Annotated in this window: 18 protein-coding genes; 16 read left to right on the top strand and 2 right to left on the bottom strand. The window is 51.3% G+C overall.

Translation table 11 applies throughout. The features are described from left to right. The first annotated feature begins 150 nt into the window (after positions 1–150). Entirely contained in the window at positions 151–1,293 is a 1,143-nt protein-coding gene (locus tag I2D94_RS13510; protein WP_195397293.1) for a transglutaminase domain-containing protein, read from the top strand. Between the two features lie 119 nt (positions 1,294–1,412). Beyond that, complete coding sequence (locus I2D94_RS13505) at positions 1,413–2,183, top strand: class I SAM-dependent methyltransferase (protein ID WP_195397292.1); 771 nt, start codon at positions 1,413–1,415, stop codon at positions 2,181–2,183. Between the two features lie 82 nt (positions 2,184–2,265). On the opposite strand, the gene I2D94_RS13500 is transcribed toward I2D94_RS13505, so the two are convergent. Together I2D94_RS13500 and ispG are read right to left on the bottom strand one after the other, a co-directional pair. Next, positions 2,266–3,144, bottom strand: a complete 879-nt coding sequence (locus I2D94_RS13500; RefSeq protein ID WP_195397291.1) for a carbohydrate kinase family protein — start codon at positions 3,142–3,144, stop codon at positions 2,266–2,268. An 82-nt stretch (positions 3,145–3,226) separates the two neighbouring features. Further along, positions 3,227–4,282: a flavodoxin-dependent (E)-4-hydroxy-3-methylbut-2-enyl-diphosphate synthase gene (gene ispG / locus I2D94_RS13495; RefSeq protein ID WP_195397290.1), complete on the bottom strand. Its 1,056-nt coding sequence runs from the start codon at positions 4,280–4,282 to the stop codon at positions 3,227–3,229. A 94-nt stretch (positions 4,283–4,376) separates the two neighbouring features. Between ispG and I2D94_RS13490 the strand changes: the two genes are divergently transcribed. The 14 genes from I2D94_RS13490 to efp all read left to right on the top strand — a co-directional run bounded on the left by I2D94_RS13490 (position 4,377) and on the right by efp (position 13,732). Further along, entirely contained in the window at positions 4,377–4,514 is a 138-nt protein-coding gene (locus tag I2D94_RS13490; protein ID WP_195397289.1) for a hypothetical protein, read from the top strand. A gap of 370 nt (positions 4,515–4,884) precedes the next feature. Then, a complete protein-coding gene (locus tag I2D94_RS13485; RefSeq protein WP_072683422.1) occupies positions 4,885–7,113 on the top strand; it encodes a penicillin-binding protein 2 in 2,229 nt (742 codons plus the stop codon). Positions 7,114–7,207: 94 nt separating this feature from the next. Beyond that, entirely contained in the window at positions 7,208–7,357 is a 150-nt protein-coding gene (gene rpmG / locus I2D94_RS13480; protein WP_020223239.1) for a 50S ribosomal protein L33, read from the top strand. 99 nt (positions 7,358–7,456) lie between these two features. Next, entirely contained in the window at positions 7,457–8,065 is a 609-nt protein-coding gene (locus I2D94_RS13475; RefSeq protein ID WP_195397288.1) for an MBL fold metallo-hydrolase, read from the top strand. Between the two features lie 225 nt (positions 8,066–8,290). Next, entirely contained in the window at positions 8,291–9,049 is a 759-nt protein-coding gene (locus I2D94_RS13470; RefSeq protein WP_072683420.1) for a DUF2087 domain-containing protein, read from the top strand. Positions 9,050–9,261: 212 nt separating this feature from the next. Next, positions 9,262–10,236, top strand: a complete 975-nt coding sequence (locus tag I2D94_RS18355; RefSeq protein ID WP_072683419.1) for an ATPase, T2SS/T4P/T4SS family — start codon at positions 9,262–9,264, stop codon at positions 10,234–10,236. Positions 10,237–10,270: 34 nt separating this feature from the next. After that, positions 10,271–11,194, top strand: coding sequence for a type II secretion system F family protein (locus I2D94_RS18725; RefSeq protein WP_369802538.1), 924 nt, complete (start codon positions 10,271–10,273; stop codon positions 11,192–11,194). A 20-nt stretch (positions 11,195–11,214) separates the two neighbouring features. Then, on the top strand, positions 11,215–11,508 hold the full coding sequence (locus I2D94_RS13460; protein WP_006060297.1) for a competence type IV pilus major pilin ComGC: 294 nt from the start codon (positions 11,215–11,217) through the stop codon (positions 11,506–11,508). Then, the gene (locus I2D94_RS13455) at positions 11,498–11,815 is read left to right on the top strand and encodes a hypothetical protein (RefSeq protein WP_072683417.1); all 318 of its coding nucleotides are present in this window, start codon (positions 11,498–11,500) and stop codon (positions 11,813–11,815) included. Before I2D94_RS13460 ends, I2D94_RS13455 begins: the two co-directional genes overlap by 11 nt. Then, on the top strand, positions 11,805–12,053 hold the full coding sequence (locus I2D94_RS13450; protein WP_072683416.1) for a hypothetical protein: 249 nt from the start codon (positions 11,805–11,807) through the stop codon (positions 12,051–12,053). The genes I2D94_RS13455 and I2D94_RS13450 overlap by 11 nt, the downstream gene beginning before the upstream one ends. Next, entirely contained in the window at positions 11,993–12,421 is a 429-nt protein-coding gene (locus tag I2D94_RS13445) for a hypothetical protein (RefSeq protein ID WP_159432747.1), read from the top strand. Before I2D94_RS13450 ends, I2D94_RS13445 begins: the two co-directional genes overlap by 61 nt. Next, positions 12,411–12,752, top strand: a complete 342-nt coding sequence (locus I2D94_RS13440) for a hypothetical protein (protein ID WP_072683414.1) — start codon at positions 12,411–12,413, stop codon at positions 12,750–12,752. Before I2D94_RS13445 ends, I2D94_RS13440 begins: the two co-directional genes overlap by 11 nt. A gap of 4 nt (positions 12,753–12,756) precedes the next feature. Next, positions 12,757–13,125 (top strand): hypothetical protein, encoded by a 369-nt coding sequence (locus I2D94_RS13435; protein WP_072683413.1) that lies wholly within the window; start codon positions 12,757–12,759, stop codon positions 13,123–13,125. A gap of 49 nt (positions 13,126–13,174) precedes the next feature. Next, positions 13,175–13,732: an elongation factor P gene (gene efp, locus I2D94_RS13430; RefSeq protein ID WP_072683412.1), complete on the top strand. Its 558-nt coding sequence runs from the start codon at positions 13,175–13,177 to the stop codon at positions 13,730–13,732. Positions 13,733–13,899 lie beyond the last annotated feature (167 nt).

Raw genomic sequence — 13,899 nt, 5'->3', positions numbered from 1 at the left:
TCCTTCCTGATTGAGCGTCACTTTCGCGGGGATTCTGGTTGTCAGATAAAGTCGGATCAAGTCGTTCTTGTCTTTTTGAATTTTTAACGATACTGTATTATTATAAATAGTACAGATTGTTCGAAATCAAAATGAATGGGGGAAATCGAAATGATAAAAACAATCAAAATCATGCTTGGTTTACTCTGCCTGCTGAGCGGCTGCGCGGTAAAAACAACTGTGTCTGAATCCCTGGAATCCCTGCCGATTGGATTTTATGAAGGCAGCGGGTTTTTCATCGACCATGACCGGCGGCTGGTTCTGATCAACACCGGCCGGGGTTGGCTTGGCCAGATCGGCGTGCAATCACCGCTTCAAAGATTGGAGGAAGAGGCGGGAAAGCTCCTGTTCACTTATGAAAATGAACCGTTTACGCTGACCCTCTCCCAGGGAGAGGACGGCTATCAGGGAAGTCTGAATAACAATGGGCAGACACTGGACGTAACGCTGAAATGGAATGAACCCGAAGCCGACGACCTGTTGAATTTCAGCCTCAATGCTTCAACCCGGGAGCGGCTGGAACTGTTGGTAAAATATCAGGACTATGCGCCTGACGGCAAAGTCCCGGCCTATCAATTTGAGCTGGGAAAAGATTCGCAGGCAGCATCGTGGCTGGACAAACATCATCTGGATGAGGTTTTGGGCGGAAAAACTGACGTGGAGCTGATGAAAGCCGGATTGTTCTGGGTCTGCGAGGAATATGATCACAGCTCTTATTCGCAATATCGCGGCGATATTGCGTTTGACAGCGTCGGCGTCTATGGCGACGAGGGAGGCGGCTTGAATTGCAACAACCTTTCGGTGCTGTTAAGCGGGATCCTGCGCAGCTATGGGGTGAAGGCGGTGCCGGTCTGGTGTCTTTCGGCAAGTCAATGGGATCAGGAGTGTCATGTCGTCGTGCAGGCGTACAGCGAACAGCTGGATCAGTGGATCTTCCTGGATCCGACCTACAATTTAATGTTGATGGACGAACAGGGAAATTATATCGGCGTGGAAGCGCTGCGCTCCGCCTTGATCGAAGGCCGTCCGCTGACGGCGAATCCGGAAGCGAACTATAACGGCGGGGCGTTTGGTTTAGACGACTACCGCGATTATATGACAAAGAATACCTTCCGTTTCGAACGTCCGGCAGTCTGCGGACGTGAAATCAGCGATTTTGTTTATCTGATTCCTGTAAATACGCAGTTATCGACTTCCCGCATGTTTACGACTGACTGGGATGCGTTCTGGGCAACGCCGGAAAAGGACGCTTAACAAAAAGCTTTGATCGCAGCGCGGCGCGAGGGGAAGTGATAAAAATCTCCGCTTTGAAAGACGTTGAAATTGATTTTGTGATAAACTTAAATTAAGAAGGATTGAAGGAGGGGGAGAACGTGGAGCTGCGCTTGAAATTCAATGAAGACGAACAGAATTATGATCGCTTTCGTCCGGGGTATCCCGATGCGCTGATGCAGGATGTGATCGAAAGCTTTCATGCCGGAGGGCAAAGCCGGATCTTGGAAATCGGAATCGGCACAGGACAGGCCACCCAGCCAATCCTGGATACCGGCTGTGATCTGACGGCGGTGGAGCTGGGGGAGAATCTGGCTCGATTTGTCCGCGATAAGTTTAAGCAGAGATCACGGTTTCAGGTGATTCAGGGAGATTTTATGGAACTGGAGCTTGCCGAAAACAGCTGGGATGGGATTTATTGCGCGACGGCTTTTCACTGGCTGCCGCAGAGAGAGGCATTAGAGAAAGTGCTGCGCTTGTTGAAACCGCAGGGCTGCCTGGCCTTATTCTGGAATCATCCTTATCCAAACCGGCTGGAAGATCCGTCGAACCGGATCAACCGCGAGGTTTATCAACAATTTTGTCCGTCGGATCAGGCTTTGAAGGGATTTGATGAAACGGATCTGGCGGTATGGAAAGACCGGCTTATCGAGGCGGGCTTCACATCCGTTCAAACGCATTTGTACCAGCGCGTGCGGACGCTGAATACCGAAGCGTATCTGGGGTTGCTGAATACGTATTCTGATCATCGGGCGCTGCCGGAAGCCCGTCGCCGGGCTTTTGAACAGACAATGGCCCAACGTTTGCAGGAAACCGGAGACCAGATTCGGATCTATGATACGCTTGATCTGTATCTCGCACGGAAACCCTAAATTAAAAAGACAGAAAGGTCAAGCTGAAAAGATATCCTGTTTCAGCTTGGATTTCTGTCTTTTTTATGGCTGAATCGGCAGTTTAACGCAGCGGCCAGGGCAGGCGGAATGGAGCGAGCCCAGCGGTGTTCGCTCCTTTTGTCTGGACGGCCTGCGCCCCGCACCAACAGCCGTTTTCCAAAGCATGAGGAATGGGAAGGCCTCTCAGCGAGCTGGCGATGAAGCCGGCGCAGAAGCTGTCGCCCGCGCCGGTTGTGTCGACAACCTTGGCGGGATAGCCGCAGCAGCGCCAGACTTGCGTTGCTCGATAGGCGTTGGCGCCGTTAGACCCCATTTTCAGGACCACGGTATTTATGCCGAACCGGAGTAATTCTTCTGCGATTTCATCCGGCTGGAAGCGTGAGCACAGCGGACGGATTTCCTCAAGCGAGGGCATGAAAACGTCGATGTAAGGAAGCAGATGCGCCACGCCGGACAACCCTTTGTGATGCCGGTCGCGGGTCGTATCGCTGTAAATCGGAAGGCCAAGATCCCGCGCGCGGCTAAAAATCAGTTCCATGCCGGAAATTTCCAGTTCATGCAGCGTAAACAGCGAGCCTAACGACAAGGCGCGAAGAGAAGGCAGCGCCTCCATCGGAAAATCAGCCAGCGTGAAATGGCGGTGCGCTTCGCCGGTAACGGTGAAGCGCCGTTCACCCTGCGCGTCCAGCTGAATCCGGGAATGTGTTGTGATCTCGCCGGCATGCCGGCGCAGCCAGTCAATCTTGACGTTATGCGCCTGAAGCTGAGCGAGGATCAGATCCGCTTCCTGATCCTGCCCCAGCCGGGCGCTGCAGGCCGTGGAGAAGCCGAGTTTGGATAACAAGATCGCCTGATTCGCCGCATCCCCGCCGACCGCAGGCTTTTGCCCATCCGCATAAAGATCCAGCACGCAGCTGCCGAAACATAATAGATCCGTCATAATCCATTCCTCCTTAAACGTTGGCCATTGTCTTCTTCGATCGAAAAACTGCCGCAGGAAACAAGCTGCGGCAGCCGGAATGTTAAATCATTTTCAAAATTTCTTCTTTTAAGACTTCCACGATCTGATCCTGTGGAATTTTGCGGATCAGCTGGCCTTTCTTGAACAATAAGCCTTCCTCTTTGCCGCCGGCGATGCCGATGTCGGCCCGGCTGGCTTCCTGCGGTCCGTTGACCGCGCAGCCCATGACCGCAACCGTGATGTTGGCGTCAATCGTCGCCAGGAAGCGTTCGACTTCCTCGGCAATCGGAATCATATTGTACTGAATCCGGCCGCAGGTCGGGCAGCTGACCAGATTCGGGACGTTGTCGATCAGATTGAAACAGCGCAGCAGCTGCTTGCAGATGCGCAATTCCTCAACCGGATCCGCACTGACGGAAACGCGGATGGTGTCGCCCAGCCCGTCCATCAGAAGCGCGCCCAGCGCCGCGCTGGATTTAATCGCGCTGGATGTAAAGGTTCCGGCTTCGGTCACGCCCAAGTGCAGCGGATAGGGGAAGACCTCGGAAGCCAGGCGGTACGCCTCGATCGTCAGCATGACGTCGCTGGATTTAAACGATAAACAGATGTCATGGAAGTCCAGTTCCTCAAGAATTTCAACATGCTTGCGGGCGCTTTCGATCATCGCTTCCGCACACGGCCGGCCATATTTCTCCAGCACCGCTTTTTCCAGGGATCCGCTGTTGATGCCGATCCGGATCGGAACGTGATGCTGCTTGCAGGCCTCGACGACAGCGACGACGTTTTCCCGGGCACCGATATTGCCGGGATTGATGCGAATCTTATCGACGCCGGATTCAATCGCGGTCAGGGCCAATTTATAATCGAAATGGATATCGGCAACCAGCGGGACGCTGACCTGAGCCTTGATTTCCCGGATCGCCCGCGCGTCTTCCTGATCATAGACCGCCATCCGGACGATCTGGCAGCCGGCGTCCGTCAGCTGGCGGATTTGTTCCACGGTCGCCGTGACGTTTTTTGTCTTGGTATTGGTCATCGACTGAATGATCACTTGATTTTGACCGCCGATTTGCAGGTTTCCGACCTGAATCGGACGAGTTTCCGTTCTTTTTCTCATGAAATTCACCTCAGTAATCATTATAACATAAATTTGAAAGCGGGCGGACAGGAGAAAGAAAAGGAAAAAGGCAGACCTGAATGGAGGACTGGCAATGTCGGTCAACGACGGGATTCTGGTCAAAGCAGGAGATCAAACTCACGTGGAACAGGCGGGTATCTATGCGCTGAAAGCAAAATATCAGAATTTTGTCAAACGTGCAAAAGCTTCGTTTTGCGAGCAATCAACATGAAAGCTTTTCCCTTTTTCACTGGTAAATAAGGCGGAAAATCAACTTTAAAAAATCGCAAAGACAAAGCGGCTTTCCGCATTTTCTGCATGCGGCGTATTTGCCATGCAGGGCAGATAAAAAGGAAATATAAAGGATTAACAAGCTTGAAAACGGAGATGGGTATCTTGAAAAGGGGGATGAAAGCGGGAAGCGGAAAACTTTAAATCATAGAAGATGATCTGCGTAAGTTGAATTTCCGTTTGAGACTTCTGAATCCTTTGCAAGCTGAGCTTATCATGGTTTGCGTGAACAGGTTTTCATCCGGTTGCTGCAAGTTTTAGCTTCAATCAGAAAAAAATAAGGTATAATAAGGCATACGAGGAGATCGTGCATGACAAATAAACCGTTACTTGGACCAAGAAAAACTAAAGATGATAAGAAACTGCATTGGGAAGGCAGCAGCGAACACCTGCGCAAAGCGCTGGATTTAAGCAAGATTGTCACCCGGCGTTTTCAGCTGGTCGCGCTGGCGGTATGCGTGGGCATGGCGGCGATCGTCGTCCGGCTGTATTCGATTCAGATGCTCAAGACTGATGATTACGCGCAGAAGCTGGCGACCTATACCCGCCGTTATCAGACGGTGACAACCCCGCGCGGTGAGATGCTGGACCGCAACGGCCAGGTGCTGGTCGGTAATAAACAACGTTTGAATATTACCTATTTCCCGCCTCAGGGAATCTCAGATGAAAAAGAATGGGAGCTGGCGCGGCGTTTTTCAACGGATTATGAAGTGGATGAAACCCAGCTGGGCACGCGGGATTTGAAAGATTTGTATCTGAGTCTGCATAAAAAGGAAATCGACGCCGAACGGATCACCGAAGAAGAAATGGCGGCGTATTATAAAGGTGATCTGAATGACAACGACATTTATTATCTGGAGCTGGCACGGATTACCGAGGAGGATTTACAGACGCTGGATACCGATCTGCGCAAGGCATATGTCGTCAAGCAGGCGATGGATATGCCTTCCAGCGGTCAGACCAAGATTATCAAAAGCGACGTCACTGTGGAGGAAGCGGCATTTTTAATCGAACACATGGAAGATTACCAGGGCTTTAACGTCGACTTCGACTGGGACCGCGAGTATCCGTTCGGGACGATGCTGAAATCAGTACTGGGCACCGTGACGACCTCCAAGCAGGGGCTGCCGTCGGAGGATCTGGATTACTATCTGGCGCTGGATTATTCCCGCAATGAGAAAGTCGGACGTTCCGGTCTGGAAAAGCAATATGAGGGTCTGCTCAGCGGGAAGCGGTCAGTCTATGATCTGGCTTATGATGAAAACGGCACGGGTTATCTGAGCGAGGTCAATGAGGGATCCAAGGGCTACGATCTGGAATTGTCGATTGATGCGCGGCTGCAGCAGAAGCTGGACGAGATTTTAACCCAGGTGCTGACGGAATATAAAGATGATCCGTGGCGTCCGTTTATGGACCGGATCATGTATGTGCTGCAGGATCCGAATACCGGCGATATCCTGGCGATGTCATGCATGATCCGCAATGCTGACGGCTCGATCAGCGCCAGTCCGACAAGCATCTACACCGACGCTTATGCGCCTGGCTCGGTCGTCAAGGGGGCGACGGTCTATATGGGACTGGATCAGGGCGTAATTCAGCCGGGCGAGAAGATTTTGGACAACTATATTAAAATCAAGGACACGCCGATCAAGAAATCCTGGAAGACGCTGGGCTGGGTTGATGACGTGCAGGCACTGGCGCAGTCGTCCAACGTGTTCATGTTCAACGTTGCGATTCGTTTGGGCGGCGGCACGTATATTGAAAACAATCCGCTGCAGATCGACGCGAATACCTATCTGCTGATGCGCAGCTATTACAGTCAGTTTGGTCTGGGTGTATTAACGGGCATCGACGTGCCGAATGAAGCGGTCGGCTATATGCCGGGCAAGCTGGCCAACGCCGGCAACACGCTGGACTTTGCGATCGGTCAGCTGGATAACTATACGACGATTGAACTGGCGCAGTATGTTTCAACGATTGCCAATGGGGGCAAGAAAATCCAGCCGCGCCTGGTGCGCCGGGCGTTTGATCCGGGCACGCAGAACGTCGTTTATGAGAACTATGTCAACGTGCTGTCAACACTGGAAAATCCATCCGCGCTGGAGCGGGTGCGGCAGGGCTTCAACGCCTGCGTTTACGGGGGAATCTGTTATGGCTTAACGGATGTGCCGGTTACCATGTCCGCCAAAACCGGCACGGCGGAATCGTTTATCAATGTGACCAGCGAAGACGGGACGACGACCCGCTATGATACGACCAACAACAGCGTCGTCGCTTACGCGCCGGCGGAAAATCCGGAATTTGCGATGGCATGCATGATTCCGAACGCCTGGATCACCGGCGGCGGATCGCAAAGCAATCTCTGTCTGCGGATCACCAACGAGCTGACCAAAGCGATATACAATCCGAATGACGTCGCGGAAAATGCCAATCTGCCAGCGGATACGGATCCGGGCGCGGAAATCCCGACGGATACTCCGGCATTGCCGCCAGCGCAGGATCCTGTTGAACCGCAAGCATCGTCCGATCCGGCACAGTAAACGAAAATCACAAGAATTAACAGGTTTTTCAAAAAATATAGTAATTTAAAAAAAACTATGTTATACTTGTTTAGCATTATTAGGAGGAATATTCATGAGAGACGCAATTACTTTCAAATGTTCTGAATGCGGCGAAGAAAATTACATTGGGACAAGAAACAAGAGAAAACACCCTGAAAAGATGGAAATCAAGAAATACTGCCCACGCTGCAATAAGAAAACGACTCACAAGGAGAAAAAATAAAAGAAGCCGGATCCTGGCTTTTTTTATTTCGTTTAATTTTCAGCGATCGGTTAAAAAAATGAAAGTTTTCAATCAGATGTGAGAAAGAAGGAAAAGTAGATGAGAATTGAATCAATTCCCTCCGGCGCGTTTGCGACTAACACTTATATTCTTGAAGATTCGGGGACAGTGCTGATTCTGGATCCGACGGGCAAAGCTCAGCGGATTCTGGATCATTTGCAGGGACGCGTGCCGGCGGCGATTGTGCTGACGCATGGACATTTCGATCATATCGGCGCCGTTGACGAACTGGTCCGGCAGTTTCATTGTCCAGTGTATGTACATCCTGCGGATCAGGTTTTGCTTGAAGATGAAACCCTCAATGGAATGGCCGGAATGACGGCTCATGTCCGCAGTCAGACTCGTCCGTTAACGGAAGGGCTGATGAAGTTGGGCACGATTCAGCTGCAAATTCTGGAAGCGCCGGGCCATACGCCGGGCAGCGTACTGATTGTGATCGGTCAGGACTGTTTCTGCGGCGATGTCGTTTTTGAAGGCAGTGTGGGGCGGACGGATCTGCCCTTAGGCAATGATTCGCAGATGCGCCAGACGTTGAAAATGATTCGAACGCTGGATCCGCAGTTAAGACTGTATCCCGGTCATGGACCGGCGACGACGCTGGAGAAAGAATTCAACGATAATCCCTTTCTGCGGACTCGCCGCGGATAAAGTGGAACAAGCATCAGGCTGTGCGGCCGGTGCTTTTTTTTGAACAAAAAGCAAAGCTGGATGAAGCTTGGCGGATAGAACCCACAGATATATCGGACTGGGCCATAATAAATTGGCTGGAAATTAGAATAAGATTAAATTATGGTAGATAATCAAATAAACATCTATGAAATAAGTAGATTTTATTTTATAATGTTTGTATAAAATGGAATGGGGAGAGATGAAATGGAAAAACAGGAGCTGTGGGACGCCAGCGCGGAAGAAATCCGTCGGGGATATCGGATTGTAGATGAGGAAGCCGAGTGTTTGTTCTGCCGGCAGCGTTATCATCTTCAGGAAATCTATGCCCAGGATGAGCGCTGGGTGCTGGGCGAGCGGAAGATGAAGCTGCACGTTAAAAACGCGCATGGGTCGTCCTTAACGATGTTGCTGCGGTTGGGGCCGGAACCGCTGGGCGTCAGCGCGATGCAGCTGGAAATGCTGCAGGCGTTTGCGTCGGGACAAAGCGATCAGGAGATTGCGAAGGAAAAGGGCGTCACGTTATCAACAATTCGCAATTACCGGTTTAAGCTGCGGGAAAAACAGAAACAGGCGCAGTTGTTCGTCATGATGATGAATCTGCTTAACGAAAACACCGGCCGTTCTATCCAACAGTTAAACGATACGGAGCTGGTCGATGCGCATGCGGCGGCAGTAATGCGCGACGAGCGATATGAATTAACGGAAAAAGAACGCGAGACAATTCTGAAAACTTATTTTGACGCGCAGGGTGCGTTGAAGGAAATGCCGGCGAAAGCAAAACGGAAGCTGGCGGTATTGGCACAAATTGCCGAGAATTTCAAACCGGAAGTTCAATATACTGAAAAGCAAATCAACACAATGCTTAAACGGATCTGGCCGGATCACGTCTATCTGCGCCGAGTGTTAATTGAATACGGTTTTCTGGAAAGAACAGCCAACGGCAGCGCTTATTGGCGAAAGTAAACTGCAGGTAAAAGAAAAAATCTGTTCGATTAGGCAAAAATTCAAGGCTCTAATTGAAACAAGCTGACGGTGCAAGGTTAACCCGGACTGTGCCGTCAGCTCTTTTTATTATCCAGTTTTGGTAAAAAATGATAGAAATTCAGTTTTTTTTAAATATTGAGGGGGTTTTTTTCAAAAATGCGCAATATTGAAGGTGTAGGGGGCGAGAGAATATGGAAGAACGATTACTTGCTTTACTGCGGATGGCTTTAAAACAGCACGCCACCGATCTGCATTTTTCCATCCGCAATGAAACAGTGACGCTGCAGATGCGCTGCGGACTTCAGATTAAGGACATTGAGACTGAGGCGCAGGACCTGAAATTGTTCCGTTATCTTCAATACCGGGCCAACCTGGAGCTGAGCGATGGCAGCCGGCCGCAAACCGGTCGGTTTGAGATCGACGTGGATGGTAGGGTGCTGGCGCTGCGGTTTGCGGTCATGCACAGTCTGATGCTGACCAGCGGAGTGCTGCGAATTCTCAACGGAACGCTGGACTGGACGCTGACCGATTGTTGTCCGGATAAAAAGCAGACCGATCTGCTGAAGCAAGTGCTGAAACGACGCAGCGGCTTATTCCTCGTCAGCGGCCCTACCGGCAGCGGCAAGACGACAACGTTGTACGCCATGCTTAACGAATTAAGCCCGGCCAAGATCTTCACGCTCGAGGATCCGATTGAAATTTATTCGGACCGTTTCATTCAGATCCAGATCAACGAGCGTCAGCATCTGGGTTATGACGAAGGGATCAGCCAACTGCTGCGGCATGATCCGGACGTCATCATGATCGGCGAAATCCGCGAGCCGGTGGCGGCGGCGATGGCGCTGCGCTGCGCACTGACCGGACATCTGGTTCTGACCAGTATTCATGCTTCATCAGCACAATCGGCGATCACACGGATGATCGAACTGGGAGTCAGTGAAACTCAGCTGATGGAGATGCTGGCTGGAGTCAGCTGTCAGCGGTTGGTGTCCTTAAAAAATCAAAAGGGAAGGATGTGTGTCTATGAAGTGCTTCTGCCTGACCAGCTTGCGCAGCTGCGCCAGGGACAGGCGCCGGATAATTTTATCCCGCTGCCGCAGCGGCTGGACGATCTGCTGTTCAAAAATCGCATCACACAGAAACAACGGGAGGCTGTCGGTCTCTGAATGTCAGCAGCTTGCGATTCTTCTGGGCAGCGCGATGAGCTGGCAGACAAGCATGACCTTTATTGAAACGCCGAAGAACCATTCCATCATCGCCGCGCTGCGTGGGCGAATGCTGGAAGGGGCGGACTTTGCGGCCGTATTGGCTTTGGCCCTGCCGAAAGGTATCGCCGCTGATTTTGAGACGATGGCGCAGGTCATGCCGCCTCAGCAGGCGCTGACCTTGGCACTGAGACTGCATCGGTTATATACCGAAAACCGCAGCCAGATCCGCAAGCTGTTAGGCTACCCAATGCTTTTAGCTGCCGGCAGTCTGGGAGGTCTGGCCTTGTTCAACCATGTCTGTTTCCCGGTGCTGATCAGCCTGATTCAGTCCTTTGAGCGAAACCCGGCGGGGATGGTGCTGCTGCATCACGGCTTGGGCACAATGTTTTTCATTCTGACGCTGCTGGGGGCGGCATCCGGCGCTTTGGCAATCTGGCTGCGCAAACCGACGGCACGGTTAAGTGCGTATGTGCTGTTGATTCAAAAACGCCGTGGCAAGTTTTTAAGACGCTGGCTGGGATTGGATTTCTCGCGTTATTTTTCCTGTTGTCTCAGGGAAGGCTGTCCGACGCAGACAACCTTGACGTTATTGCAGAAACTGCCGAAAAAGCCGTTTCTGAAACTCATGAGCTGGCATGTGGAACAGGCGCTGCTGGCAGGAGAAAGTCTGGAAACGGCGTTAGGCACGGAGTATCTCGATCCTTCGCTGATGCAGCTGATGCGCACCGCTTCCCGCAGCGGTCAGGTTCAACCCTTGTTGGAAAGTTATGTCGAGGTGCGTCAGGGACAACTGTTCGATCAGCTGCGATGGGCAGCGCGAGGTCTGCAGCTGTTTGCCTACGGAACGATTGCAGCGATGATTCTGATCGTTTATCAGATCCTGCTGCTGCCGCTTTCAATCATGAGTCAGATGTAATAAGAGAGGAGAAGAAACGTATGAAAAGGGGCTTTACACTATTGGAAATGATCATCGTCGTCAGCGTGCTGGCAATCTTGTTTCTGCTGTCGGTACCGAATATTCAGCGGGTTATGAAAATTGTCGATGAAAAGGGCTGCGCGGCGCAGCTGAAGGTGATCGACTCGGCAATTCTCCAATACAAGCTGGATACCGGTCAGCTGCCGTTAAGAATCAATGATCTGGTGTCGGCAGGCTTGCTGACGAAGCAGCAGACGGAATGTTCCGGCGGCGAGCAACTGGAAATCCGCGAGGGTCAGGCTTATGTCCGCTAAAGCCGGGACGACGCTGACGGAAATGTTATTGGCGTTGATGATTGTGGCGGCTTGCGAGCTGCTGACGATTCCGTTTGTCATCCAGCCGGACTTGAGTCCCGGCCGGTTTATCGCACAGGTGCTGCCGCTTCAGGCCCGGGCGATGGGCGAAGGTCAGGAACAAATCGCCCAAATTGATGCGGACCAGACCGGCCGCATCCGCATACATTACAATAGGAAAGGCCGGATTGATCAGGCCCGTACGTTCTGCTTCAGCCGGCGCTGTCTGGTGATGGAGCTGGCAGGGGGGCGCATCGTTGGAAAATAATCGCGGTTTTTTGCTGAGCGACGCGTTGATCGCGATTGCGCTGTGCACTGCCTGTATTCTGTTAACCGGAGGTCTGCTGGACAGCCGTTATCATCTCAATGAGATCGCCAAGCGCAGGCAGCAGGAGAGTAGCCAGCGCTTGGCGGAAGCGCTTGAAGCAAAGGGGGAATGTCCGGTATGCACGCCGCTTCCAATCGAAACGAGCGACCCTGCAGAACAAGCGGCGGAAACATTCTGATCGATCTGCTTTTGGGATTGTGGATTGTCACGTTGTTTCTGCCGATGATTCCGACCCTCGTCAGGCTTCTCGCCAGACAGGACTGGCTGATGCGTTCCGCTCAGGATCAAATTCAGCTGCAGCAGCTGCGCCGGCTGCTTTTGAGCAGCGGAGAAATTGAGGTGAGCCGCGATCAGCTGACGTTTTATGCCGAAGGTCAAAATCGCCGTCTTGTTCAGAGTGGAAACTGGCTGTTGGTCCAGCCGGGAACCTGGATTTTCTTCGATCAGGTTGAAACAGTTTGGTTTGATCAGCGGCAGTCGCAGATCTGGATGCATCTTGTCAGCATGGATGGTGAATGGGAGGCAGTGGTGGGCGATGCCGGATAAACGGGGATTTGTCAGCTTGTTCTTTCTGGCCTGGTTTCTGATCTTGAGCGCCTGGACGGCATTGGGCTATCTTCAACTCAACGCGGAGATCGCCGTTGCCGAACAGCTGGAAGCCAGTCAGCGGCAGGATCTGCGCTTAATCCCCATTTTTCGCTGGGTACGCTGTCAGCTGAACCATGAATATCGCTGCGGCGGCTGGCGGGCGGAAATTCAGGCTGAGGTACAATGGCGCGGCGATACGGCAGAAGTGATGACCGCCTATGAAAAAATTGTGCTAAAGCTGGATGAAACCAACCGGAAAGTGACAAACTATGAGATAGAGATGAGGTGAAACGATGAAACAATTCATGGACAGCGTGGTCGCTTCGGTCTTCTTTCTGATTTTGATGTTGTTAGGGGAAACGCTGCAGTTTCTGCCCTCGGGAAGCACGCCGTTTCTGACCATCATCTATGGCGCCGAGCTGTTCTTTATTTCATGGGTTTTGATGTACCGCTCCAAAAATACGGTGGAACTGCTGGACTTCTTTGTCAGCGCCGTGATCCTGGGCGTGCAGTTTCTGATCCTGGGCAGCCGGCTGAATTTTGACCAATGGTGCTATCTGGGCTTTGCGACGATCGCCGCGACGATCAGTTTCGGCTGCAACCGCCGCTTCGGCAACCGGATTCATTGGGAAAATAGTCATGCACAGCCGGGAAATCATTGACAAAATCGGCTATTCCTATAAAATATACTAGGTAGGATGGTGAATAGGAATGATTATTGTAAATGACTTAAAACCAGGAACAACATTTGAAAATGAAGGTAATATTTTTGTCGTTCTGGATATTCAGCACAACAAAACTGCGATGCGCCAGATGATCGTCAAGGTCAAGGTTAAAAATCTGCGTACCGGAGTTATCAACGAAATCTCTTTCACGGGCGGCGACAAGGTGGAACAGGCGCACATCGACAAGCGCGAAATGCAGTATCTGTATGATACCGACGACGCTTTGGTCTTCATGGATAACGAAACCTATGACCAGATTGAAATCCAGAAGGATCATCTGGAATGGGAAATGAAGTTCATGAAACCGAACGATAACGTCACAATTTCGATGTATGAAGGCGAAATTCTGGGAATTATTCTGCCGGATAAAGTCGAGCTGCGGATCGTTGAATGCGAACCGGCGGTGAAGGGTGATACGGCGACTTCCGCTTCCAAGATGGCGAAGCTGGAAACCGGTCTGGAAATCCGTGTTCCGCTGTTTATCGAACAGGATGAAATGGTCGTCATCAACACGGCTGACGGCAAATATTCCGGACGCGCATAAGTCTAAACTGAAGATTTGGTCGAATTCAGATCAAATCTTTTTTCGTATTATAGAAGTAGGAATAAAGTATCCTACTCGAAATAGAATTAGATTAGATGAGTATAAAATATTGAAATTGAGAAGAAATCATGCAAGTGATGTTCAGTTAATCTTAGTATCTCATCAAG

The organism is Holdemania sp. 1001302B_160321_E10, assembly GCF_015552275.1.
GTDB lineage: Bacteria > Bacillota_I > Bacilli_A > Erysipelotrichales > Erysipelotrichaceae > Holdemania.
Note: the sequence above shows the minus strand (reverse complement) of the source record. Positions and strands in the feature narration are given on the sequence as shown.